This is a genomic window from Lysinibacillus piscis (assembly GCF_026012395.1).
In the GTDB taxonomy this organism is placed as follows: Bacteria; Bacillota; Bacilli; order Bacillales_A; family Planococcaceae; genus Lysinibacillus; species Lysinibacillus piscis.
In genome coordinates, this window is the sequence record NZ_BRZA01000001.1 from 1,232,409 (window position 1) to 1,257,239 (window position 24,831).

Annotated in this window: 20 protein-coding genes and 1 other annotated feature; of the genes, 4 read left to right on the forward strand and 16 right to left on the reverse strand. The window is 38.0% G+C overall.

Annotated elements, in window-relative coordinates; genetic code table 11:
- Positions 1–139: 139 nt before the first annotated feature.
- The gene (locus OPF91_RS05930; RefSeq protein ID WP_264987771.1) at positions 140–3,094 is read right to left on the reverse strand and encodes an InlB B-repeat-containing protein; all 2,955 of its coding nucleotides are present in this window, start codon (positions 3,092–3,094) and stop codon (positions 140–142) included.
- A gap of 196 nt (positions 3,095–3,290) precedes the next feature.
- Here OPF91_RS05930 and OPF91_RS05935 point away from each other — a divergent pair, with 196 nt between their 5' ends.
- A complete protein-coding gene (locus OPF91_RS05935; RefSeq protein ID WP_444980432.1) occupies positions 3,291–3,977 on the forward strand; it encodes a response regulator transcription factor in 687 nt (228 codons plus the stop codon).
- Entirely contained in the window at positions 3,974–5,380 is a 1,407-nt protein-coding gene (locus tag OPF91_RS05940; RefSeq protein WP_264987773.1) for a sensor histidine kinase, read from the forward strand. Before OPF91_RS05935 ends, OPF91_RS05940 begins: the two co-directional genes overlap by 4 nt.
- 24 nt (positions 5,381–5,404) lie before the next feature.
- Here OPF91_RS05940 and OPF91_RS05945 read toward each other — a convergent pair whose 3' ends face one another.
- The 6 genes from OPF91_RS05945 to OPF91_RS05970 all read right to left on the reverse strand — a co-directional run bounded on the left by OPF91_RS05945 (position 5,405) and on the right by OPF91_RS05970 (position 13,503).
- The gene (locus OPF91_RS05945) at positions 5,405–7,516 is read right to left on the reverse strand and encodes a beta-propeller domain-containing protein (protein WP_264987774.1); all 2,112 of its coding nucleotides are present in this window, start codon (positions 7,514–7,516) and stop codon (positions 5,405–5,407) included.
- A gap of 111 nt (positions 7,517–7,627) precedes the next feature.
- Positions 7,628–8,248, reverse strand: a complete 621-nt coding sequence (locus tag OPF91_RS05950; RefSeq protein WP_264987775.1) for an RloB family protein — start codon at positions 8,246–8,248, stop codon at positions 7,628–7,630.
- A gap of 2 nt (positions 8,249–8,250) precedes the next feature.
- Positions 8,251–9,528 carry an AAA family ATPase gene (locus tag OPF91_RS05955; RefSeq protein WP_264987776.1) on the reverse strand — a complete coding sequence of 426 codons (1,278 nt, stop codon included), beginning with the start codon at positions 9,526–9,528 and terminating at the stop codon, positions 8,251–8,253.
- Between the two features lie 94 nt (positions 9,529–9,622).
- Positions 9,623–10,816, reverse strand: a complete 1,194-nt coding sequence (locus OPF91_RS05960) for an acyl-CoA dehydrogenase family protein (RefSeq protein ID WP_264987777.1) — start codon at positions 10,814–10,816, stop codon at positions 9,623–9,625.
- Positions 10,817–10,825: 9 nt separating this feature from the next.
- On the reverse strand, positions 10,826–11,998 hold the full coding sequence (locus OPF91_RS05965; protein WP_264987778.1) for a saccharopine dehydrogenase family protein: 1,173 nt from the start codon (positions 11,996–11,998) through the stop codon (positions 10,826–10,828).
- Between the two features lie 26 nt (positions 11,999–12,024).
- On the reverse strand, positions 12,025–13,503 hold the full coding sequence (locus OPF91_RS05970; RefSeq protein WP_264987779.1) for an aldehyde dehydrogenase family protein: 1,479 nt from the start codon (positions 13,501–13,503) through the stop codon (positions 12,025–12,027).
- Positions 13,504–13,666: 163 nt separating this feature from the next.
- Between OPF91_RS05970 and OPF91_RS05975 the strand changes: the two genes are divergently transcribed.
- A complete protein-coding gene (locus OPF91_RS05975) occupies positions 13,667–14,467 on the forward strand; it encodes a TIGR00266 family protein (protein ID WP_264987781.1) in 801 nt (266 codons plus the stop codon).
- Positions 14,468–14,566: 99 nt separating this feature from the next.
- On the opposite strand, the gene OPF91_RS05980 is transcribed toward OPF91_RS05975, so the two are convergent.
- The 7 genes from OPF91_RS05980 to OPF91_RS06010 form a co-directional block, all read right to left on the reverse strand.
- Positions 14,567–15,532: a 2-hydroxyacid dehydrogenase gene (locus OPF91_RS05980; protein WP_264987782.1), complete on the reverse strand. Its 966-nt coding sequence runs from the start codon at positions 15,530–15,532 to the stop codon at positions 14,567–14,569.
- Between the two features lie 133 nt (positions 15,533–15,665).
- Positions 15,666–16,892: an MFS transporter gene (locus tag OPF91_RS05985; RefSeq protein ID WP_264987783.1), complete on the reverse strand. Its 1,227-nt coding sequence runs from the start codon at positions 16,890–16,892 to the stop codon at positions 15,666–15,668.
- Positions 16,893–16,955: 63 nt separating this feature from the next.
- Positions 16,956–17,220, reverse strand: a binding site (T-box leader).
- A 122-nt stretch (positions 17,221–17,342) separates the two neighbouring features.
- Positions 17,343–18,176: an undecaprenyl-diphosphate phosphatase gene (locus tag OPF91_RS05990; RefSeq protein WP_309297411.1), complete on the reverse strand. Its 834-nt coding sequence runs from the start codon at positions 18,174–18,176 to the stop codon at positions 17,343–17,345.
- A 15-nt stretch (positions 18,177–18,191) separates the two neighbouring features.
- The gene (locus tag OPF91_RS05995) at positions 18,192–19,271 is read right to left on the reverse strand and encodes a metallophosphoesterase (protein ID WP_264987784.1); all 1,080 of its coding nucleotides are present in this window, start codon (positions 19,269–19,271) and stop codon (positions 18,192–18,194) included.
- Positions 19,272–19,436: 165 nt separating this feature from the next.
- Positions 19,437–21,611 (reverse strand): sensor histidine kinase, encoded by a 2,175-nt coding sequence (locus OPF91_RS06000; protein ID WP_264987785.1) that lies wholly within the window; start codon positions 21,609–21,611, stop codon positions 19,437–19,439.
- Between the two features lie 15 nt (positions 21,612–21,626).
- Complete coding sequence (locus OPF91_RS06005; protein ID WP_264987786.1) at positions 21,627–21,782, reverse strand: hypothetical protein; 156 nt, start codon at positions 21,780–21,782, stop codon at positions 21,627–21,629.
- A complete protein-coding gene (locus tag OPF91_RS06010) occupies positions 21,760–22,452 on the reverse strand; it encodes a response regulator transcription factor (RefSeq protein WP_264987787.1) in 693 nt (230 codons plus the stop codon). Before OPF91_RS06010 ends, OPF91_RS06005 begins: the two co-directional genes overlap by 23 nt.
- 161 nt (positions 22,453–22,613) lie before the next feature.
- Between OPF91_RS06010 and OPF91_RS06015 the strand changes: the two genes are divergently transcribed.
- Positions 22,614–22,844, forward strand: a complete 231-nt coding sequence (locus tag OPF91_RS06015; protein ID WP_264987788.1) for an excisionase family DNA-binding protein — start codon at positions 22,614–22,616, stop codon at positions 22,842–22,844.
- A 44-nt stretch (positions 22,845–22,888) separates the two neighbouring features.
- Here OPF91_RS06015 and OPF91_RS06020 read toward each other — a convergent pair whose 3' ends face one another.
- Together OPF91_RS06020 and OPF91_RS06025 are read right to left on the reverse strand one after the other, a co-directional pair.
- A complete protein-coding gene (locus tag OPF91_RS06020) occupies positions 22,889–23,875 on the reverse strand; it encodes a homoserine dehydrogenase (protein WP_264987789.1) in 987 nt (328 codons plus the stop codon).
- A 310-nt stretch (positions 23,876–24,185) separates the two neighbouring features.
- Positions 24,186–24,572: a hypothetical protein gene (locus OPF91_RS06025; protein WP_264987790.1), complete on the reverse strand. Its 387-nt coding sequence runs from the start codon at positions 24,570–24,572 to the stop codon at positions 24,186–24,188.
- Positions 24,573–24,831 lie beyond the last annotated feature (259 nt).

Genomic DNA, 24,831 nt, shown 5'->3' on the forward strand with positions numbered 1-24,831 from the left:
AAGTTTTCTTAATGAAATCTTAATGAACAAATATTCATTTTCGCATGATACTCATAAAACAAGCATCCCCTCTCCCTTTTAAACAAAGGTAAGAAGAAATGCTTGTTGTCGTTTTTTACAGCTTGCCAAACGTTCATATTTATTGTAAATTCATCGCCCGATACATAAACGCTACAAATTGCGCACGTGTGAGAGGATCATTCGGTTTAAAATAGCCATTCGAGCCTAAAGCGATTCCTTCTCGTTCTAACGCTGTGATATAGTGATAACCCCAATGTGTTTCATCTATATCCTTAAAGGAGCTTGTGCCACCTAATGGCATTTTCAACGCTGTTACCAGAATTTTAGCCATTTGTGCACGTGTTATTATTGCATCGGGATTAAATGCTCCTTTTGAACCGTCGATAATACCTGCCTGTTGGAGCTTAGTAATTGCTTCGTAATATGGATGACTTGCTGACACATCTGTAAATGGTGTTATCTCTCGAATTGCTTCTAGTTCAAAGGCACGTGCTATCATTACCACTACATGTTGACGTTTAATAAATTCATTTGGTCGGAATGTACCGTCTGGATAACCTGTAATAATGCCACGAGATGTAATGTCCTCAATCATTTCTTGTGCCCAATTATTTTTTATATCACTAAAAGTAATAACAGGTTTCGATGGCTTTTCTGGTATTGGTGTTGGAATCGGTTGGCTATTATTCTCCAGCCATTTCGCATACAGTTTCGTTGTTGTTTTTACACGATCTGTTGCAAAATTCCATTTTGTGATGAAAGTCGGTTCTTTATACCAGCCATCAAATATATAGCCTGCTTTCACTGGAATTGGTGGATCTTTAATAAATTCATTCTCTGTAATCATTTGGTTGTCTAATAGTGTGCCACCATTTGTTTCAAACCATACTGTAAATCGCTCTGGTAAACTCTCTTCAACCATCGGTACACTGTTATATAGCCATTTTGCATATAATGTTCGAGTTTCAGTTACAACATCAATCACAAAATTCCACTTTATTTTGAATGTAGGTTCCTTATACCAGCCACCAAATGTATAGCCTGCTTTCGTTGGTGTTGGCGGTTCAATTACTGCTGCATCATGTGTTACTATTTGACTTGGTATGGCATTTCCTCCACCTGTATCGAAAGTTAATGTATACTGCACTACCTTCCATTGTGCATACAGTGTAACATTGTCTGCCTCCATACGCAGAACATCCGTTATCATTGTGCCTTCCCCATTTTTTTGCGTATTCCATCCCACAAATGTATATCCCATTCGTGCAAGACTTCCTTTATCCGCCACCGTTACAATTTGACTTTCTTCATACTCTGTGACATCTGTTGGTACAATTCCTATCGTTGCACCATTACCATCATACGTCACTTTGTACAATGGATTCCATTGCGCATACAGTATAACATCTGCTGTTTTTATAGCCACTTTACTTCCTACTGTATAAAATGTGCCACTACCATCTTTTTCTGTATTCCAACCTTTAAATAGATGCTGTGCTCGAATAAGGCTTCCTTTATCCACTGTTGTTGCCTGTTGACCTTCTTTATATCCAACGCTATCAGTTGGAACAGTTCCTGCCGTTGCACCATTGCTATCATATATCACTCTATATAACGGCTCCCATTGTGCGTACAATGTAATATCTTTTGCTTCTATAGCTACTTTACTTCCTATCGCATAAAATGTACCACTACCATCTTTTTCTGTATTCCACCCTGTAAATACATGTTTTTCTCGCACAAGATTCCCTTGATCCGCTACAGTTACGCTGGCTCCAGCCTCATATAATTGCGTGTCCTCTGGCGTACTTCCTCCTGTTGCACCATTGCTATCATAGTTCACTTCATAAGTTATATGCCATTGTGCATAGAGTCTATCGACAGTGCTCGGTACAATATAACCAGTCCCATACTTTGTGCCACTACCGTCTGGATTCACACTCCAATAAATAAATTCCCCATTCTTCGGTGGTGTTAAACCTGTATCACTCGGTGCAATAAATTGACCATCCACACGAACCATTGATAGGATATTTTCACTCCCAACACGCCCTGTGCCAAGATGAAGTATCATTACTTCTAAGTCATTAGCACTACCTACTTCAAGGACTGGACGGAATCCCCAGTTAGATAAACTCCCCTCACTTTTTGAATTATAAATCAAATTGTGGGGATCTATATGTCCTCTCCCGCCTCGTATCGTGTACAATGTTGGATGTGTATCCTGTATCCAAGAAAACGGAGCCCAATTTTTTAGCCAACTAGCATTTTTATTTAAGATTTGATCCCATTCATTTGTAGTAGGGTTGGCAGATTTATCAATATCCACTCGTTCATTTCCCCCACTTAATGAACGTATTGTATAATAATTATTATAAGGTCTGCCGAAAATCAAGTTATTGTCCCTCAATGTATTCCATGAAACAAGATTTGTGACGATATAATCTGCCACAAAAAGACTACGGTCACTTGCAATGGCATTTGTCGTTGCTTCTGCCCTGCCATCTGCTGAACTATCGAGACTATAAGCATTGATTGTTCCTACATAAGTAAATGGTACATACTGTAGCCTCGTATCAGGCAACGCAGTATTTACTGTGCCTGGTATACTTTGTCCTGACAAATCAAAGTAGTAGGTTTGTCCTGTTGGAAGTGTAAATTGTTCGGCAGATAATGCCCCCAAAAGCATAGTCTTACGTTTGGCTTGCACTGTCACTTTAATTGTGGGTAGTTGGGTATCCTTTGCTATTGTTAGATTGTTCGGTAAATTCAATGTAGGTGTAAAGATATAGTTACCTGCTGTATGCCCATCATAAGTTGGACTACTGTTCCATTTAGATACCGCAATTGTTGCTGTAGCGTCTGTTGTTACTGTCGTTATCAGCTCTTTTGGTAAAGTAAGCTCAGTGTATTCTGTGCCTACCTGAACCGTTTGAACTGTAATATCCCCTGCTAAATCCACAAAGGCCGTAATCACTTCAGAATCCTGTGCCTCGCCCTCAGCAAAAGTCATTGTTGGTAGCATAGTCAACACCATGCACACTGAAATCAGTATTTTGATAATTTGTTTCATTGTCTGATTACCTCCTATTTGTTTTCATTTCCCTCTGTGAATAGATGACGAGTATATGGCTTCACTATCAAATATTGCTTGTTCCACTTATTATTAATCTATCAAATAAAAACAAGACTTTTCTTAATGAAATCTTAATGGACTCGTGACGGGAGGTTTTTTTATCAGTTATAATCGAGAATGGAGGCGATAAATGATGAATCGAATTCTAGTAGTGGATGATGAGGCGGATGTTCGCCAGCTAATCCGACTACACTTACAGCAAGCGGAAATGTGTGTATGTGAAGCTGTATCAGGGTATGATGCCATTGCTCAACTAGGTGAACGCGCATTTGATATGATTATTTTGGATTTAATGATGGATGATGGGAATGGCTTTGAGGTATTACACTATTTAAAAGAGCAACGTTTACAGTCACTCGTCATTGCATTAAGTGCTAGACGGGAAATAGAAGATAAAATTACGATACTTGGATTAGGCGCTGATGATTATGTGACAAAGCCATTTAGCCCAGTTGAACTTGTGGCACGTGTACAGGCACATTTAAGACGACATTCTTCAAAACCTCTTCATCAAACAAACACCATACGCTTAAATAAATTGGTACTCGAAATCGACAATACTACCTTACATTACAATGAGAAAAAACAACAACTAACAATTATTGAATGTCAGCTTTTGCAATTATTTATGCGTAATGCGGATTGTGTTCTAACGAAAAGAGAAATTTATGAGCAGATTTGGCAACATAAACATTATGACGATAATAATTTAAGCGTTTTTATTAGCCGACTACGCAAAATATTAGAGAAAACAACTGGCAACCAGCATATTCGTAGTATTCGAGGGATAGGTTATCAGTTTTCGGGAGATGAACTTTGAAAAATCAGACTAAAATGTGGCTTCTGATAATTATCAGTATTTTTAGTAGTCTTATTATTTTTATCGCTGCTAGCTTTATCATGGGTGATTTCGGCAACAAAGGATATGATATAGGCGATTTAAAGACGATTTCGAATGAGGTTCTTACAACTATCGACCAACAGGAAAAGGGAATTTCGTCAATATTAGATGCCGCACATGCTGAACATCCGGCAGTTCATTTTGAATGGATACAAGCAGATGGTACAGCCATTTATAATACGGCTGGTACTCCTCAAAATTATGATTTTCAACAATTAGCCGATCATTTCCTCAGCATCCCCTATAATCTTTGGACAGAGGGGGAGACGATTAGCCTTGTGTATAAAACACATTTACAACAGCAACCCTATTATTTGCTAATGAAATTACCTAGTACAGCGATGCAGCCAGGGCAAGTTTACTTTTTCCTTCGTACAACCAAAGTCCTTTTAACATTGCTATTACCTTTAATCATTGCTTTTATGGTGCCATACTTACTCGCTATTTGGTTCTTTTCTCGGATGAACCGACGCATTCATAAACTCAATCATGCACTTACCCAAGTGAATCTTCAAAAGGATATTATTGTACTACAGGATACTTCTAAGGATGAAATAGGACAACTGACACAGCATTATAATTCGATGGTAGAGCGTATTCAAAGTCAGGTTATTGAAATTGAGCAATTTGACAATAAACGAAAACAGCTGTTATCTAATCTTTCTCATGATTTACGAACACCATTAACAATGATTTTAGGCTATGCGGAAACAATTCGTAATGGCTTATATAAAGATGACCGAGAGCTACAATCTAGTGCCAAAATTATTTTGCAACGTTCTCGTTATATGGATAAATTATTAGACCAATTGCTAGATATTACAAGACAAAATACCCATGCGTTGACATTACAACTCGCACCACATAATATCTCTGAAATGCTCCGAAAAATTTTGGCTGATTATTTATTATTTTTAGATGGTCAAGATTACATAGTAGATGTTCATATTGAGGATACAGATATTATGATACATATCGATGTAGCATTAATGGAGCGTGCCATTCGTAATATAATCGACAATGCCCTTCGTTATGGTAAGGAAGGTCACTATCTTGGTATTATCCTAAAAGAACAACAAAACGATGTATGGATTACCATTAAGGATAAGGGGCCAGGAATAGCCTCAGCAGAGCAAGAACGTATCTTTGAAAGATTTTATCGTGTCCATCAAGGGCGGCAAGGAGATGGGCTTGGCATTGGGTTATCCATTGTACAGGAAATTGTGGACTTACATCAAGCTAGTATCCATGTAACAAGCGTTCCTTATGAAGAAACATTATTTCAAATACGACTTCCTAAAAAAGAGGACGAGCTCAACTAATCATGAGCTCGCCCCTTTATGATGCTATTTAATTGGAAGGGTATCTAATGCTTTGAAATCTGTTAATTGATAGCTTTTTACTTCATTTGGTGCAATTGTGTAGAGTGCATCTCCACTATAGACAACACGTTGCACAAGTTGCTCCCAATTTTCATACTGCGCACCATCACTTTTTTGAATGATGTTAGCCTTCAGTGTAATGCCCTTTTCTGCTGTAATTTCATAAATTTGTGCTCCTTGTCCTTGGTAAACAACCTCATCCTTTTTACCCTCATCATATAAAATCACTGGGAAGCCATAGTAGTTGTAGTCTTTATGGCGGAACAAGGCTTTAGGATTGTATTGCACCTCTGAATGAGAGCCCTTGCCACCAATTTTTACGGTTGCCTGCTCTTTTGGATTTTTAAAATCTGATACATCAAACAATGACATCTTCATATTCGTCGTTACTGTAAAATTACGTTTTGAATACGCATCATAACGTTGCTCTGTGTCATAACCAATGCCGATTAAATGTGTATCATCTAATGGGTGTAAATAGTTGCTGAAGCCTGGAATTTTCAGCTCACCAAGTACTGCTGGGTTCTTTGGATTAGCAACATCAATGACGAATAGTGGGTCCACTTGCTTAAAGGTTACCATATAAGCTTTATCACCCATAAAGCGTGCAGAGTAAATTTTTTCACCTGGTGCTAAATCTTTAACTGCCCCAAGCTCTTTTAGCTGCTCATCTAAAATGAATAGATGGTTGCGAGATATATCTTTCTCATCCCATGTGTTACCTTCTGTTGTAGCAATGCGGAAATTGCCTTTATATTCATCCATTGAATATTGATTTAATACCGTTCCTTTTACTTCGGCTGTGCCAACAAAATTCAAGTTCGTCCCATCTACAGTCCATTTAAAAATTTGTGTATCTACTGCTCGTGGCATCCAAATCATATCCATCACCATTCGACCTGCTGGCATGACCGTTTCGCCATTATACATCGGCGTTGTGAGATACAGGGAATTTTCTGACATATATAGCCCACTACTACCACCTAAATAGCCCTTCGTATTCGCTGTAGCCTTTGCACCATTCTTTAAATTAATAGCTGTAATCAAGCTGTAAGTGCCATCCATTGTATTTGGTAAAATAGCTATTTTATCAATAGCTAAACTTCGATATGCTTTGCTTGCCATACTATCATACACTTTTGGCTTTAAATCAGGCGTAGCTTCTTCACGTAAAATCCAATAGTTTGGATGCATATTGCCAATTAAGTACAATGTATCCTTCGTAATACGCATATCTTGTAAATAGCCTTCTTGCCCAACCTCTCGCACAAGTTTTGGCTTCTGAGGATTAGAAATATCGTAAATCGTTGCCATTGTCATACTTGTACCCACTTTTTCAAGATACTCATCACCAATCGCAATTAATAAATTTTGATAGATAGCTAGCTTGGAAATATACTGTGATTCTTTTAACTGAATTTTTGTTGCTAATGCTAAATTTTTAGGATTCTTTGCATTGACAACCATAATAGTACGATCCTTCACCGTATAAATATAGCCATCCTTGACAACAACGATATCGCCTTCTTCTACACCGTCTACCTGATTGTTTGTAGTAGAGGATTGCTCACTTTTATTAGAGGCTGTATCCGCTGCACTTTCAGACACTGCTGAAAAATTATCTGACTGCACATGCCTTGTCGATTGCTGATTTGCCAGCACCACTTCAAAATATTGCTGTAGCTCTTTATCAGATTTAACCGTTTCAATTTTGTCAATTACATTAAACGAGATTACATGTGCTTTCGTTTTCAGTTCACTTTGTAAGAAAGCTTTCTCCTCTACATGTAATTGATAGCTTCCTACTGTTAGCTTACTGACAATAACCGTTTGTTGGTCTTCGCTTAATGTGATGGTTGCTGTGACTTTTTCATTTTTTCCATTTGTCACATACACATCTCCCACTGCAATACTATCCTTTTTTAATTTTTGGCTAAAAGATGCTTGCCAGTTTTGTGTGTTCATAACTGTATTCACTGCCTTTGCCTCTGCTGTTGGTAGCATCATAAACGCTATAGTTAGTGGTAGCACAATAAGCGTTGCCACAACCAATAGGACAATCCCTTTACTTTTCATTTTCCCAGCTCCTTTATATTACTCGTTTACCAATTAGACTACTGGTTGTGCAAAAAGTTACACCATTTTTCAAAAAAGACTGTCGAGAAAAATTCTCAACAGTCTTCCATACTAATCCCATTTATTTGGTGAATTTTCATTTAACATGTTTACAAGGTTATGTACAGTAGTAACACCTACCTGAGTTGATGGACTTTCACCATGGAGTTCTCGGTCTGCATAACATCTTGTTGCTACCTCTATTGCCACCTTTTGACGACTTTTTAGTAACATATAGAGATTATCCATGTTTTTACTATACCCTTGCTTCTCTTTCAAAGTATTTTTGAAACTTTTATCTGCTTCTTTTTCTAACTCTTTCTGATGAATTTTTGGAGATTTCCCAAAGTGCATTAAAACCCATATTTCAAAGCATTTATTGCTGTAAGCAACCTCTATGCCATGTTTATTGGCTAAATCAATCGCTTGGTCAAAATCTGTAAAATCATCTTTATCAAATACACACCATACACTATCATATTCATTTTGATTTTTAAATTCGAGCGCTTTTTCAACCAACTTACTCGTACCTTTATGAGATTTTTTCACATGAATAACACACCCACTATATGTTTCAAAGGCCTTAAAGTAATTCGGTTCGGTTTCTTCTCCACCACATACAATCAAGATACTTTTATTCTCTTCCCTAGTGCCTGTTTTACGTTTTAAATGCGAAAAGCGATTTTTAGCCATGCTTACTCACCCTTGTTATCAAAATTAGTCTCTAACACTTTGATTTCTTGCGGTAAAAGAGGAATCGCTCCATACTTGCCTTTCAAATAGTTTCTACTATAAACTTCATCACTTCGCACTCTTTTATTGTTAAATTTATATTCTACCAACGAAACCACATGTGATCGCTCTCGATTATCCTTTTCTACAAACCAAATTTGGTCTCTTCTTAAAAGTTCATTGGATAAATTAGTGATATTATGTGTAGTAATAATTAATTGTGCGTTGTTTTTATTTGTTTTTTTAGAATTAAACATTTTGATAATCGCTTCTGAAATTAAAGGATGCAGTTGGGCGTCCATTTCATCAATTAATAATGTACCACCGTTCTCTAAAGTATTGACTATTGGTCCAGCAAGAGAGATTAATTGATTTGTGCCTGTAGATTCTAAATCATTTGCTAAAAAATTCACTTTGCCTATCACTATGCCCTTATGATCATAGACATTGTGTTCTGTAAAAATCTCATAGTATACGTCTCTATCAATAAGTTCCCTTACTTCCTTAGGCAAATGGACTAATGTATCGTTATGTTCCTCTACACTCAAGCCATCAATACTAATATCTAGTGCCTGTATAAATTGCATAATAGAATTGTAATCATTTTGATTGTTCTGCTGTAATAAAAATTTCGTAAAATGCCCAGGTTCGACTGCCAAGCCTGATAAAACATTCAAATGCGTTCTAAAATACTCCATAATCTCCATAGCGAAAACAGTATTTGCACTCCCTAATATTGAAATAAACAGTACATTATTTCTTGTCATACCCCACTTTAAATCAATCGACTCATCATTCAATTTCCCTTTCATTAAATCCATTTGATTCCGCTCATAAATTAACTCTTCATTAATATAAAGCCATTCTTTCACGACTTCTTTTGGAGTTACTTCAAAACCATATCGATATAAATCATGCTGGTGATAAAAATTTATTTCAAAACAAGAAGGTTTCCCCTTAGAATCTACATCTAATTTAAAAGGCGCTACACGAATCCCATTGCCATCTTGAGAAATTCTAAATGAATCAACAACAAAATCCCTCATAAACCCCATGGCACTGAGCAGATTACTTTTGCCACTTGCATTTGCTCCATAAATAGCAGCACTTTTTACTACTGAAAAGCCTTCTTCAATTTCCACTATATTATCTCGTAATTCTGTCATTTCTGTTGCAACCAAGCTGAACGTTTCTTTCGTTTGAAACGATAGATAATTGCCAACCGTAAATTGTAATAACATACGCTTACCTCTCTTAATAGTGAGATTTTTTCACACAAACTACTATAACACAATTAAATATAAGCAAAAAACCCTGACGAATCAGGGTTTTTGTTTATTCATCAAACGGCCATTTTGGCAACATATGATTCAATGACTTATCGTGTCGTTTACCTAGTACATATTCTGCCTGCATCATCGTATGAATTTCACGTGTGCCTTCATAAATAACAGGCGCTTTAGAGTTCCGCAAATAACGTGCCACTGGGTAATCATCTGAATAGCCATATGCACCATGTATTTGCACTGCATCATCCGCTGCTTTATTGGCAAAATCACAGGCTTGCCATTTCGCTAACGAAGTCTCTCTTGTGTTGCGAATGCCTTTATTTTTCATCTCGCCTACACGATAAACAAGCAAGCGGCTCATTTGATAGCCTGCCTCCATTTTAGCCAGCATCTGTCCAACAAGTTGATGCTCTCCAATCGGCTTGCCAAAGGTTTCACGCTCATGGCAATACTTCACACTTGCCTCAATACAGGCTTGCATCAAACCAACAGCCCCTGCCGCAACGGTAAAGCGACCATTATCCAAGGCTGCCATGGCAATTTTAAAGCCCTCGCCCTCTTCACCTAGTCGATTTTCTATTGGTATACGAACATCCTCGAAAAACAGTTCACCTGTGTTCCCCGCACGAATACCGTATTTCCCTTTAATCGCCTTTGAGCTAAAGCCAGCCATAGAACGCTCGACAATAAAGGCACTAATACCATGATGCTTCTTTGATTTATCTGTATATGCAAACACGATGAAATGATCGGCAATATCGCAAAGTGAAATCCATGTCTTTTGCCCATTTAATACATAAAAATCACCATCTCGCACAGCTGTTGTGGACATCGCTGCTACATCCGATCCCGCACCTGGCTCCGTTAAACCAAAAGCTCCGATACGCTCTCCCTTCGCCTGTGGAATCAGATACTTTTTCTTTTGCTCCTCTGTACCCCATTGCATTAATGTCATACTATTTAAGCCAATATGCACGGATACAGCTGTACGAAATGCGGTATCACCTCGCTCAAGCTCCTCACAGACAATGGCAAGTGAATTATAATCCATGCCACTGCCACCGTATTTTTCAGGCACACAAACACCCATCAAGCCTAATTCAGCAAGCCTCGTCCAAATGGTTGTATCAAAGCCACCTTCTGCATCCCATTTAGCAATATGCGGTATAATTTCATCGTCCACAAATTGCCTTACCGTTTTTCTTAACAATTCCTGTTCCGTTGTAAATTCAAAATTCATCTCAAACACCTACCATTTCACAATCATAGCTGATTTATGTGAAGTTTCTTTAATGACAACGCCACGCTTTGCCATTTCCTCAATATACGCATTACCTGGCACAATCGACTCTGGTGCAAATACACCACGTTCTGTAATAATGCCCTCACCAATCATTTGCGCTACGACTGAAATCGTATTTGCTGTAGCACGTGCCATCGCCGTTTCATTGACAGTTAAATCCTTTTTCACAATCATCTCATATTCATATGTGACTTGTTGCTGTGCCTTTTCACCTGCCACAATGACACGTAAAAGCACGGCATCTGATTTATTGCCAAGCTCTAGCTCCTTATGCAGTGCCTCACGTACAACAGCGCGCACAGGAATATTTTGATTATCAACAGATACGAAATTATTATTATTTAAGAAGCCTAAATCCGCTAAAAGCTGAAACTTCTCTGCATGGCCTCGATAGCGAATTGTTTTATATTCCAGTGTTTGCACATTTGGGAATGTTTTATAAAGTGTCGATATACCACCAGATGTATAGAAGGCTTCCATCACACCAAAATCATCGAAATAAATTGGCTCAATTCCTGATAAAGATGGTACTTCCTCTAATCTTCCTTTTTGAATCACTTTTGAGGGCTGGGTGTAGTGGTCAAATACACCTTCTAAAGAGAATACACGTGTATAATTTAACGGTGGCTTTGGCTCTACTGGAATACCACCCACATATAGCTTAATAGATTCCACTTCATCTAGCTTCGATGCCCCATAGCCAGTTAAAATATTAATCATCCCTGGTGCAACGCCTAGATCAGGTATAATTGTGACGCCTTTTTCCTTCGCTGCTTCGTTCAGCTCTAAAATATTTTCGGTTACACCACCAATATGCCCACCAAGGTCCACCGAATGCACGCCCATTTCAATCGCTAGCTGTGCCACACGTTCGTTGAAAGCGTAGAACAATGCATTAACGACCACGTTTCCTTTAGAAATTACAGCTCGGAGTGAATCATCTTGCTCCGCATGTAGCTCCACTACCTCGATTTTATCTGTGTTTAATGTAGCCACAAAATTTTGTGCTACCTCTGTGTTAATATCTGCCAAAAAGACACGCTCTACTTTACTATTTTGAATTAAATCACGTGCTACTTCTTTCCCCATTAAACCTGCACCTAATACAACAACCTTCATTCAAAACATCCCCTTTGTATTGAATCTTATTCTGTATCAATCTGTGCTCGCTGTAACTTACCACTATAATCTATATAAATACTCTTCCACTCTGTATAAACATCTAATGCCGCTACACCTGAATCACGATGCCCATTGCCTGTTCCCTTCGTACCACCGAAAGGTAAATGGATTTCTGCTCCTGTTGTACCTGCATTCACATAGACAATACCTGTATCTAAATCTCGCTGTGCTTGGAAAATCGTATTGACATTTTGAGAGAAAATAGAGCTCGATAAACCGAATTTCACACCATTATTTACTTCAATTGCCTCATCTAAATTAGCTACTTCAATTAAAGACACAACAGGACCAAAAATCTCCTCCTGTGCAATAATCATATCGGGCTTCACATCGGTAAACAATGTTGGCTCATAATAAAATCCTTTATCATAAGGTGCATCTGTCAACATGCGCCCGCCAGCTAGTAATGTAGCCCCTTCTTGTTTGCCAATTTGGACATAATGATTAATCTTCTCTAATGCCGCTTTATTAATCACAGGGCCTACTTTGATGCCTTCATCTAAGCCATTGCCAACCGTCAGCTGCTGCATAGCATCGAGCAATCTCTTTTCTAACTCCTCTTTTACATCTTTATGCACAATGACACGACTACATGCTGTACATCTTTGGCCAGCCGTCCCAAAGGCACTCCATAAAATACCCTCTGTCGCTAGCTGTAAATCTGCATCATCCATGACAATAACTGCATTTTTACCACCCATCTCTAAAGAAATTTTCTTTAGATGTTTACCTCCTAGTTCGGCTACCTTACTTCCCGTTGTCGTAGAGCCTGTAAATGAAATAACCTTGACATCTGGATGCTCGATTAATGCCGTTCCCACTGTTGGCCCTGTACCAAAAACAATGTTCGCTACACCAGCAGGCAAGCCCACCTCTTCAAAGATTTTCCCCATTTCATAAGCCATCATGGGCGTTTCATTGGATGGTTTCCAAATAAACGTATTTCCCGCAACGATGGCAGGAAACGACTTCCATGTAGCAATTGCCACTGGGAAATTCCATGGTGTAATTAAGCCGACTACCCCAATTGGTGCACGCACACTCATAGCAAATTTATTAGCTAGTTCTGACGGCGTGGTTTCTCCAAACAAACGTCGCCCTTCACCAGCCATATAATAAGCCATATCAATACCTTCCTGTACCTCGCCTCTTGCTTCCTCAATCACCTTGCCCATCTCTTTCGTTAAAACGGTCGCCAAATATTCCTTTTTCTCTTTCATTTTTTGACCGATTGCATATAAATAATCCGCACGTTTTGGCGCTGGTACTAATGCCCACTTTTTCTGAGCTGTTTTAGCTGCTACTACAGCTTCGGCTACTTCTTTACCTGTAGAACGTGGTATTGTCGCCAGCTGCTCCCCATTAGCTGGATTGGTTACAGCCATATTTTGCAAATGTGTAGAAGCTACCCACTCTCCACCGATATAATTTGTAATTTCCATTACATACACCCCCTGAATCGTACTCAAAAGACTATACAGTCTACTCTTTATATTCGATATTTGCTAGCTTATTCCTTTTACAAAATATTTTAATATTTTTGAAACCAACATTACCGATAATCGTATACAATGATAGTAAATATATTCTTGGAGGAATATGACGATGAATAATCATGAAATCGACTACAAAATATTTGGGCATGATATGCAGTATGTGCAAGTAGAGCTTGACCCACAGGAAACGGTCGTAGCAGAGGCTGGCGCATTAATGATGATGGACGAAGCCATTCACATGGAAACCATTTTTGGTGATGGCTCACAAGGTGGCGCTCAAAGTGGCTTTATGGGTAAATTGCTTGGGGCAGGGAAACGTTTAATTACAGGTGAAAGTTTATTTATGACGACATTTACGAATGTTGGCTCAGGGAAGCGTCATGTTTACTTTGCTTCCCCATATCCAGGAAAAATTATTCCTATGGATTTAAGCCAATTAAACGGCAAAATCATTTGTCAAAAGGATGCTTTTTTAGCTGCTGCTAAAGGCGTTTCTGTCGGTGTGGAATTTCAAAAGAAAATCGGTGTAGGCTTCTTCGGTGGTGAAGGCTTCATCATGCAAAAGCTTGAGGGAGATGGCATGGCTTTTGTACATGCAGGAGGAACTATTCATGAGAAAATATTACAGCCTGGAGAAGTATTGCGTGTCGATACAGGTTGCTTAGTTGCGATGACTTCCAGCGTAGACTACAATATTGAGATGGTTAGTGGTGTCAAAACAGCTTTATTTGGTGGGGAAGGTATTTTCTTTGCGACATTACGTGGTCCAGGTAAAGTATGGATTCAATCATTGCCATTTAGCCGTTTAGCAAGCCGTGTATTCGCAGCTGCTCCTGTTTCTAAAGGTGGCGGAGGTCAATCTGCTGGTGAGGGCGGTATTGGTGGATTGTTTGATTTGTTTAATAAATAAAAGCAGTAAAAGACGGTTTATACCAAAAATATTGGTGTAAGCCGTCTTTTTTAATCTGTCTTTTACTGCTGTTTTTGAATTTGTATATACTCTAATCGCTTAGTAATCTATGCGATTTGTCACAGCTGCACCCTTTCCATAGGCTACAAGCTCTCGTACATTTAAGTTGAGCATGGCTTCTCTTGTTTTCAATGAAGCACTTCCGATATGCGGCAATGCTACAACATTCGGCAACGTCAGTAATGGATGATCCATTGATATTGGCTCTTGCTCAAAAACATCTAAGCCAACTGCCCACAATTTACCGCTTTTTAATGTTTCATAAAGTGCTACTTCATCAATAATACCGCCTCTTGATGCGTTAATTAATACAGCATCATCCTTCATCATGGCTAATTCTTCAGCACCAATTAGCTTATCGGTGTCGCTATTATATGGCGTCATAATCACTACAAAATCGGATTTTTTCAGTAAATCTTCTAGCGGTGCATAGCGGAATCCATACATTTCCTCATCTTCATAGCGTCGTCTGCGATTATTGTATAAAACCTTCATATCAAAGCCGATTGTCCGTCTTGCTACAGCCTGCCCGATACGTCCCATACCGATAATACCAATGGTCGCTCCTGCTACATCCTTCCCAACAAGTTGCATCGGATACCAGCTTTTCCATTTACCCTCACGTAAATAGCGTTCCCCCTCTGGAATTCTACGTGCGGTTGCTAATAACAAGCCAAATACTAAGTCAGCCGTTGTATGTGTTAGCACGCCTGGTGTATTTGTCGCCATAATCCCACGCTTACGCAATGCTTTAATATCAATATTATTAAAGCCAACTGCTAATTGTGCTACTAATTTCAAATGAGGTGCATGCTCCAGTAATTCTTCATCCACTTGATCCTCTAATGTTACCCATAATGCCTCACAATCGGCTACGGACGCCAATAGCTTCTCACGCGGCATGACCAGCTCCTCCTCGTCCCATTGCTCAATATCATAATACGCCTGCAACGGTTCCACGATATGCGCTGGAAACTTTCGTGTAATTAGTAATTTCTTTTTCATGTTCCGTCCCCCTGGTTCATTCCTAACTAAATCTTATCATCATTTCCAAAGGTTGTGTACATTCAATTACATCCTAGTTCACGCTAAAGCAAAGAAAGCATTTGTTGCTGACATTGTGCTTTCTATTTACTAATTAACTGTTTAAGGAAGAAACATCTTTTTTAAAATAGTCTCGCCGTTTTGCACCTGTTACAGCTTTCAATGCCAATAACCCTAATAAGAAGAAGGCAAATGAACCTATTAATCCTACTGGACGAACCGAAGTCAATTCAGCAGCTACACCGGCTAAAATGGTTAAAGCAACAATAAAGCCTGCTTCAATGACACTAAAGATACTCCCGAATCTTCCCATCATCTCAACAGGAACATGGCCTTGATAGAAAGTCAAATACCCTGTATTGGCGAATGTTATAGCAAACCCCATTAAAAATACAGCAGGCGTTGCACTAAAAAAGCCACTTGAACTATAAAATATGATATAACCTATTGAAGTAAAAATAGTACCCATACCTATTAAAAAATTCACTGCAAGCTGTTTTGAAAATACCGAATTAATGATTGATCCTATTATTATTCCAGCTCCAAAAACCGTTAATAAAAAACTATAATTTGTATCTGATATTGCAAGTACGCCTTTAGCAAATGCTGCCTCAAGAGAATCTATTGCCGTCATGAAGATAGTAGTGCCACTAAATAATAAATATATCTTTATGACATAGGGATAATTCTTACTGAAATGAAAAACAATACGAAAATCATTTTTTATCGTAGCCCATGTAAGTTTTTTCTCCTCTGTTTCTTCCAGCCTCGTATCGACATTCGGTAGCATCATTATAATCAATGCTGAAAAAAATAAAGCCATTGCATTCATATAAATAGCAGTATAAGGAGTCCCCATCCAAAATAAAATCCCAGCAATAGCAGGGCCTATTAATGCACCACAAGAGTTAATAAAGCTACGTAGTGCATTAAAGCGTTGTCGATTGTTTTCAGGTATTAGCTTCGTCATATAAACCATGGATGTAGGCTGAAAAATAGCACTGCCCATATTGATGATAAATGCTAGTACATAAACATACATAAGTGAAGGTAGAAGTGGAATTAACACAATACATATTGCTCTAAAAACGTCTAAGCCCATCATAAGCCATCGTGTATTTACCCGATCAATTAAACTACCTGCCCAAGCATTCGAGCATATAGTTGCAATTGGACCTAGTATATATAAGCAAGCAATAGCAAGTGGAGAACCTGTTTCATTCAATATAATTAAATTTAGTGCAATTAGGTAAACCCATGCACCTACATTTGAGATACCTATTCCTCCTAATAGTATTAAAGGATATTTCCATCTGGACATAATCACCACTCCTATTTTATTTTTTGTAAAACAAAATAAAAAAACTCACCCCCAAGATATTATCTTGAGGGCGAGTCATATCGCGGTGCCACCCCAGTTCATTTCTACATTGCTATAGAAATCTTATCGAGTACAGCTTTGTGAATAAATCAATCAGCGATACCCTATCTCGTTAACGTGAGAATACGTTGCATCATCATTGCTCCAACAGGCAAATACAATGCACAGCTCCAAGCCTTGTTTCAATATATTTCCTATCCCTCTTTTTCAGCTATCAGAGGTCTCTGTAGATAGTACGTATATTTACTCTTCTTTTCATAGCTTTTAATATAGAATTTTGTAAATTTTATACTAGATCAAATTAAAAATCAATAGTACTTTCTATCAACCATATAACATTTATAGCTGAAGTAACTAAAAAAGTCACCCACGAATGAGTGACCTTAGCTTCTACATAAAAATAATAACTGCTAAAACAGCCGCTAATACTAAACGATAAATCGCAAATGGCATTAACTTCACTTTTGAAATAAGTGCTAAGAAAAATTTAATCGATAATAAGGCAAATACAAAGGAACTAATAAAGCCGACTACATAAAAGCCTAAATAATCCATTGATAACGTATCCCAGTTTTTCAATACAGAGACAAGGCTCGCACCAGCCATAATCGGTACAGCCATAATAAACGTGAAATCTGCCGCAACTCGATGGCTCATGCCGAATAACACGCCACCTGAAATCGTTGCACCTGAACGTGAAAAGCCTGGCCATAAGGATAAACATTGCACTAGACCAACCTTCAAGGCTAAGCCGTAAGAAATTTTATCTAATGAATCAATTGCCGGCTTTCTCGGTGCAAATTTATCTGCCACAATCATTAAAATAGCCCCTGCCACTAAAGCATAAATGACATGCTCCACTTTAAATAAATGGTCATCGATAAAATCTTTAAAGGCAAAGCCAAATACAACTGCTGGCAACATCCCAATAATGACATGTAATAAGTTAAAGCGTCCTTTTACGGATTTTGCTTGACCATCGATATTATATAAGCCAACCAAGCTCAGCATTCGCTTCCACATCACAACGACAACCGCTAAAATCGACCCTAGCTGGACCACAATTTTAAATGTGTTAGCAGGATACATCCCTAAAAATTCCTCTGTTTTTAACCACATATCATCCACAATAATCATATGTCCTGTCGATGATACAGGCGCAAACTCTGTCATTCCTTCAACAAAGCCCAAAATAAGCGCCTTTAATAGTTCAATAATGTCCACATCGTCACCCTACCTTTATTTAAAATGAATATTAACCACCCATAGCTCAGAACGGCTACCTATACGCATTGGTGGACCCCAGAAGCCAAAGCCTGATGACACCAGTGTATGCATCTGTTCTTTTAACTTATAACCATAGTCTAATTCAAATACACGTGCCGTTATAAAATTATTCGGCCAAAGCTGTCCTTTATGTGTATGCCCTGACATATGAAAGTCGACGCCTGCCTTTGCAGGTGTTTGTAAATCATTTGGTGTATGGTTCATGACAAACCACGGTAAATCCTCATCCATTTTCAATGTCTCTAACGGCTTTCGATTGCGGTTGGTAATATCCTCTTGACCTGTTACTATAAACGCCTCATCCATACGAATGGTTTCGTCTTGTAAAATTTGTACATTGGCCTTTTTCATCTCTTCGACAAATTCAGGGATTTTCTTCCCATAGTATTCATGATTCCCTAACACACCATAAACACCATATGTAGAAGTAAGCTGCTTCATCACGTCAGCCATTCCGTCCTCTACAAACCACTTTGGATCATCATCTACAAGATCACCTGCTAAAAAAACAATATCAGGCTGTGCTTCATTCGATAAATGAACAAAGCGTTGTAAATGCCTTTTATGAGATAACAGACCTAAATGAAAGTCGGATGCTATGACAACTTTCAATGAATCTAGCTCACTATTCTTTTTATCCATTGTTATATCTAACTGTCGAACTACTGGTGAATAAGCTAAATAGGAGCCAACAATCGCTAGTAAAGCAAGTGTACCAACTGCTATACTACCAATAATTTGTACATTTTTGAAGGGTGTTAGCCAAATAAATAATTGTGTCAGTAAACAAATCAATAACCCATATTCAAAAATAAACATCCAATAATTCCCCAAAACCGAAAATATCCGCAATGATTCATGCAGCCTGCCTATTACAACACTAAAAGCAATGATAAACAGCAAGAGCCAATAAACAATCGGGTAACGGAACCACCCCATCGCAACAAGCCACTGCTTTAATCCCCAGCCTATGTAAAAGGTTAGCGCACCATATATACCGATAAAAAATATACCACCTATGATTTTCGACATATAGTAGTCCTCAACTTTCTTTATTTTGCATTGATTATAGCATCTCTGTTTCTATCCGTCAGTTCGACACTTCTATCCGTCACTTTCATGGTTCTATCCATCGTTTTGACACTTCTATCCGTCTACCATATAAAAAAGCCATCTCCCGTAAGAGATGACCTTCTTTTAGACGACTGGTATACGAACGATAACCTTAAATAAATCGCCATCTACATCGATTGTCATACGAGCACCATGCAAATCCACGATTGATTGTGCAATTGCTAGCCCAAGCCCTGAGCCCTCCGTATGACGAGAAGCATCCGCTCGTTTGAAGCGTTCAAACAGCTCTTCTGCATTCTCATTAATTTCATATTTCGCCACATTTTTAACTGCAAACTCAATTTCACCATCTATCGTTCTCTTCAATGTTACATACACACGTGTACCTTCCATCGCATATTTCAGCACATTGACCACTAAATTATCAATCAATCGCCACCACTTTTGCCCATCTACATATGCATAAACAGCATCATGCGGCATCGTCATACGTAAATCTAACTGTGCCTGTATAAAATCCTCTTTATGCTCACCAACTGCCTGCTGCACAAGCTGGTTGACATCTACTCGGCTACGGTGCAACTCTATATTACCACTTGCCATTTTAGATACTTCAAATAAATCCTCAATCAACACTTTCAAACGCTCCGATTTTTTATCGAGAATTTGAATATATTGCTGACGTTCTTCCTCTGTAATATTCGGCTTTTTCAATAAATCTGTATACGTAATAATCGACGTGAGCGGTGTGCGTAAATCATGGCTCACATTTGTAATTAACTCTGTTTTCAAGCGCTCACTTTTCGCCTGCTCATGCATCGATGTACGCACACCTTCTCGTAAATGATTCAAATTTTTTGCATGCTTCGCTAAAGGTGATTTTCCTTTCACTTTTATATCTTGGTGTAAACGCCCTGCTGCCATCGCCTCTGTATCCTTCATAATACGATTTAAATAGCCCATTCTGGATAAAAAGACAATAGCTGTTGGTAGACCGATAAACATACAAATCAATAACACAAAGACGCCAATTTCATGACCCATCATCGCTACAACTAAACTGCCACCACCGAAAAATGCTGCACTTAACATAATGAAGGAATGTAAAGCAATGGAACGATTTAACAATAAATCGCCTAATGAATCGCCCAATGACCATAAATAGCTACTTTCGATATTTTTCACTAGCTTATCTGTTGTATTAATATGACCATACAGCCAAATCAGTTGTACATAAAATGCCGCTGCAATCACGAACATCATAGCAGGCTCGAAAATTATACCAATTACATTAATGAAATTTGGATAATATGAATATTCAATTGCTTCATAAACAACCCACAAAGTCAGCCAATAACTAAATGCTGTAATAACCATTACCATGAGTCGGACATCGAATTTGATATGAGGCATCCATTCATGATCACGGATATCCTGTATAATGATTGCCAGATCCATACGTCTACTCCATAAGTAAATACCTACAACAATCGTCATTATCCAAATAAATGAAAATATATATTGGTGGTTTTTAAATGTTTGATAGTCATCAAATTGCTGAACAGCTTCCTTCGAAATAGCGATGGTTCCCGTATAGTCAACACCTGTATAATCATCTGAATAGCTTATGATTTCACCTGTATCAGATGGCTGATTAATTTCATCACTTGTGATTGCTGTAGATAATGGTGCTTGCTCTGTATATTGCATTTTATATGCATTATCTGCATTGATATCTCCAAAACGCTTTGTCTCGCCCGTGTTCATATTCGTTAATTCATACGACCAATAACGATATTGCTTTTTGAAATTTATTTCTTTTTGTTTCACGCCTTTCATGTAGTCGTCAATTTGCTTCTCTTTTTGAGCAATAATTTTTTCACGTACATGCTCATCATTTGTGAAATTTTCCGTGATATCCTTAATTTTATCATCACGCTCTTGCTCTAGCTTTGTTTTTAAATCTGTCGCATTGACATTGACTGCTTCATTAATTGCCTCTTCATATTGTGTTTTAATACTTTCAACTTGCTCACTTAAGCTACCATAATAGCTACGATGTGCTTCGATTTCATGTTGCTTCACAGTAATTTGACTTTTTAACTGTTCAGCTGTTGGTATATTTAACGCATATGGTCCTAATTCCTCTACCATGTAGTTCACCATAAGCTGAAATTCATTGGACTTAAAATAAGACTTCCCAATATATTTGTTACCAGCTACCATCAATGTAAATAACCCAAAAATTAGCCAGACTATACTGAAAAATAGGATGAATGATTTCCATGTTTTCCACATACACTTAATCCTCCTCTAAAAAATTCTTTCTACTAACTGCCAAAAATCGGATGAGCGGATATGGACAATATGATACGCATATAGTGCAAAATAAATTAATCCAACAATACTAGCAACAACCCCTACAATCGTTGCATAATACTCTAGTTTACTTTTCCATTTTGTAGCCAACGCCCCATACCACCTTTAAGTAGCGTGGATTTTTCGGATCAGCCTCGATTTTCTCACGTATTTTTCGGATATGCACAGCCACAATGTTTTCAGCATTATAAGCCTCTTCATTCCAAACACGCTCATAAATTTCCTGAATCGAAAAGACACGCCCTGCATTTTTCATTAATAGCTCCGTAATTTTGTACTCAATTGGTGTTAAACGAATTGCTTCTCCCTCTAAAAGAATTTCCTTCGCTTCTTCATCTAGCATCAGTCCATCAATTTGCACTTTTGTCACACCCTCATTGTACGTCCCAAGTTGTACATAACGGCGTAGTTGTGATTTGACTCGTGCCAATAATTCTAATGGATGAAATGGCTTTGTTACATAATCATCCGCTCCTACTGATAGCCCATGAATTTTATCGCTATCCTCTGCCTTTGCACTAAGCATAATAATTGGAATGTTACGCTCCTCTCGAATTTTAAAGGTCGCCGTAATACCATCCATATTTGGCATCATCACGTCTAAAATAAGTAAATGGACTTCGTTATTTTTTAATTTTTCTAATGCCTCCATACCATCTGCAGCTTTTAAAACATTATAGCCTTCGTTTTTTAAATAAATCTCAATACCATCACGAATATCTTGATCATCATCTGTGACAAGGACAGTTAATTTCGTCATGGTCCACACCTCACTCTCTATCTCTAGTCTATAGAAAAAATCTTAATATCCAGTCAGTATAAAAATGAAGAAATTCTTAAGATTTCCCTTTTCATCCATCATAAATTGTTAGCCAACAGGAAACAATATTCCTTTGTTATAATAACAGAGAGGTGAAAAAAATGTACAAAACGATAGAAGAAACGGCTGTAGACCTCGGGATGTCGGAAGAACAGATTTTACGCCTTGTTTATGAAGGGCGAATTCGTTCTGTTTATGACGGTCAGCAAGTTTTGATTAATAGTGGACAATTTACTACCTATTTTGAGCAATTGGAGCGCATTAAAGAGGAAATCGACATTTGGCGTAGCACACCTATTCCAGAGGATATTGATGTAAAAGACGAGGACTAAAAATAGAGGCACTCGATTATTTGAGCGCCTCTATCTTTATTATTTTATATTGTGACGATAAATCCCGCACGTTTACCAATAATTTCAGCGTAATCCTCTACCATCACACTAGCAGTCGGATACATACCTGCTCCTGGTCCTACAAGTGTAAGTGTACCAATATAATTCGTGTCTAGTGCTACGGCATTATTGACATCTTCTACTGGATAAAGTGGATGTTCTGCATCGACTAATAATGGCTCTACCTTCGCTACAATCTTACCATTCGCTTGCTTCTCCACCTCAGCCACATGACGGTAGCGTAAGCCCTTCGCTGTCGCTTCCTCTACTTGCTGTGCAGAAATGCCATCAATACCAATCACCTCAACATCAGCCCAATCAGGTTGCTCCCCGAATGCCAATGCACTAAGTACCATTAATTTTTTGAAGGCATCTTGACCTGAAACATCGTTGTATGGATCAGCCTCTGCATACCCTAACTTTTGCGCTTCTTGTAAAGCCGCTTCAAATGACCAGCCCTCTGCACGCATCTTTGTCAAAATATAATTACAAGTACCATTTAAAATACCTTGAATACGGCTTACATCATTCACAAGCAAAATATTTTTCATCGTTTTGATGACAGGTACACCGCCAGCCGTTGTTGCCTCGTAGCCTACAAATACACCATTATCCTTCGCTAACTGTTGAAGCTCTAAGCCTTTTTTCGCAAACATTACTTTATTTGCTGTAATGACATGACATTTATGTTCAACAGCACGCTTTAAATAGCTAAATGCAGGTTCCTCGTTAACAATTGCCTCAAATACCACTTGCATGCCTGGCTCTGCTAACACATCATCCATAGATGTTGTCATTAAGTGGGCTGTACCAGGTACACGTTCACGACTAGCATCTGTTACTAAAATTTTCGCTACTTCTAGTTCAATGCCTAATTTATGTTTAAGCTCTTGTCGCTTTTCATTTAATATATGGTAAATTCCTTGACCTACCGTTCCAAATCCTAAAATCGCTGCCTTTATAGTTGCCATTCTTATTATTCCCTCCAACTTACATTCCGCAGTTTCATTCGTACATCTTTCAAATAATTCAAAATTCAACTTAAAGCACATTGTAACGTAAATATTACAATTACACAAGAAAAATCTTCCCTAAAAAGACAGTTGTTTCTCTCAAAAGTGCAATTGAAATCGCTCTCATTCTATTGTCTACACATTTTATAGCCATTTTAAAATTTTTTCTAAAATTAAGATGGGTTTCTACTATTATATAGTCAAAAACCAAAATAAAACGCTCACTCCCTGTAGCAGCAGAGAATGAGCTTAAGATGATGAGGGAATTTCAACTAGCTTGTGATAGCCATTGTAAACGATATTGTGTTACTAACTGTTGTACAAGCTCTTCTTCTTCCTGTGTAAAACTTGGAAGCTCGTATGGTCGTTCCTCTAATTGAAACGTCCCATATGTTAAATAATAGTCTTTCTCTGGGAATGGAATATGACCTGTCCCATAGTGTTCGTATGTGATAAATACATCACGTATTGTATAGTTTGCCTCATTTATAGCAACTGTTTCATGAAAGGCTGAATGGCCAAAAATTTGTTGCCATGTATTTTCCACTGATGCAAGTAAATGCTGAATGGATAGGTTGTTCACAAATATGTGGCTTTCATTTAGTTTTCCAATTAAATAAGCTGTCATGTTTTGTGCACCATACACATTACCCATTTTCATCACTCCTTGCCATCAGTTTTATAAGAAAGTAGCTACTTTCTTATTGTAACTACTTCCGTTTCATCTATTCAAAAGTGGGGGGAACACTTTGAATACATTTTTGTTCGTTGGTTGGTAGCCTGTCGAACATTGAAGTTATTTCCTAGTATATAGCAAGGAATTGAATAAGTCAATAAAACTTATAAAATTACTAGGTATTAATTTTAATATGATACATCTACACATGCCCAAATGAGGTCCTTCAAATGAGAAG

What these genes read in the sequence shown, in the direction of transcription:
- OPF91_RS05945 (WP_264987774.1), bottom strand. Translation starts at nt 7,516, where the DNA reads ATGAAAAGTAAAGGGATTGTCCTATTGGTTGTGGCAACGCTTATTGTG.
- OPF91_RS06020 (WP_264987789.1), bottom strand. Translation starts at nt 23,875, where the DNA reads ATGGCAACTATAAAGGCAGCGATTTTAGGATTTGGAACGGTAGGTCAA.
- OPF91_RS05930 (WP_264987771.1), bottom strand. Translation starts at nt 3,094, where the DNA reads ATGAAACAAATTATCAAAATACTGATTTCAGTGTGCATGGTGTTGACT.
- OPF91_RS05955 (WP_264987776.1), bottom strand. Translation starts at nt 9,528, where the DNA reads ATGTTATTACAATTTACGGTTGGCAATTATCTATCGTTTCAAACGAAA.
- OPF91_RS06000 (WP_264987785.1), bottom strand. Translation starts at nt 21,611, where the DNA reads ATGTGGAAAACATGGAAATCATTCATCCTATTTTTCAGTATAGTCTGG.
- OPF91_RS05970 (WP_264987779.1), bottom strand. Translation starts at nt 13,503, where the DNA reads ATGGAAATTACAAATTATATCGGTGGAGAGTGGGTAGCTTCTACACAT.
- OPF91_RS06025 (WP_264987790.1), bottom strand. Translation starts at nt 24,572, where the DNA reads ATGGGTAATGTGTATGGTGCACAAAACATGACAGCTTATTTAATTGGA.
- OPF91_RS05985 (WP_264987783.1), bottom strand. Translation starts at nt 16,892, where the DNA reads ATGTCCAGATGGAAATATCCTTTAATACTATTAGGAGGAATAGGTATC.
- OPF91_RS06015 (WP_264987788.1), top strand. Translation starts at nt 22,614, where the DNA reads ATGTACAAAACGATAGAAGAAACGGCTGTAGACCTCGGGATGTCGGAA.
- OPF91_RS05980 (WP_264987782.1), bottom strand. Translation starts at nt 15,532, where the DNA reads ATGAAAAAGAAATTACTAATTACACGAAAGTTTCCAGCGCATATCGTG.
- OPF91_RS05995 (WP_264987784.1), bottom strand. Translation starts at nt 19,271, where the DNA reads ATGTCGAAAATCATAGGTGGTATATTTTTTATCGGTATATATGGTGCG.
- OPF91_RS05935 (WP_444980432.1), top strand. Translation starts at nt 3,291, where the DNA reads ATGAATCGAATTCTAGTAGTGGATGATGAGGCGGATGTTCGCCAGCTA.
- OPF91_RS06010 (WP_264987787.1), bottom strand. Translation starts at nt 22,452, where the DNA reads ATGACGAAATTAACTGTCCTTGTCACAGATGATGATCAAGATATTCGT.
- OPF91_RS05965 (WP_264987778.1), bottom strand. Translation starts at nt 11,998, where the DNA reads ATGAAGGTTGTTGTATTAGGTGCAGGTTTAATGGGGAAAGAAGTAGCA.
- OPF91_RS05950 (WP_264987775.1), bottom strand. Translation starts at nt 8,248, where the DNA reads ATGGCTAAAAATCGCTTTTCGCATTTAAAACGTAAAACAGGCACTAGG.
- OPF91_RS05975 (WP_264987781.1), top strand. Translation starts at nt 13,667, where the DNA reads ATGAATAATCATGAAATCGACTACAAAATATTTGGGCATGATATGCAG.
- OPF91_RS05960 (WP_264987777.1), bottom strand. Translation starts at nt 10,816, where the DNA reads ATGAATTTTGAATTTACAACGGAACAGGAATTGTTAAGAAAAACGGTA.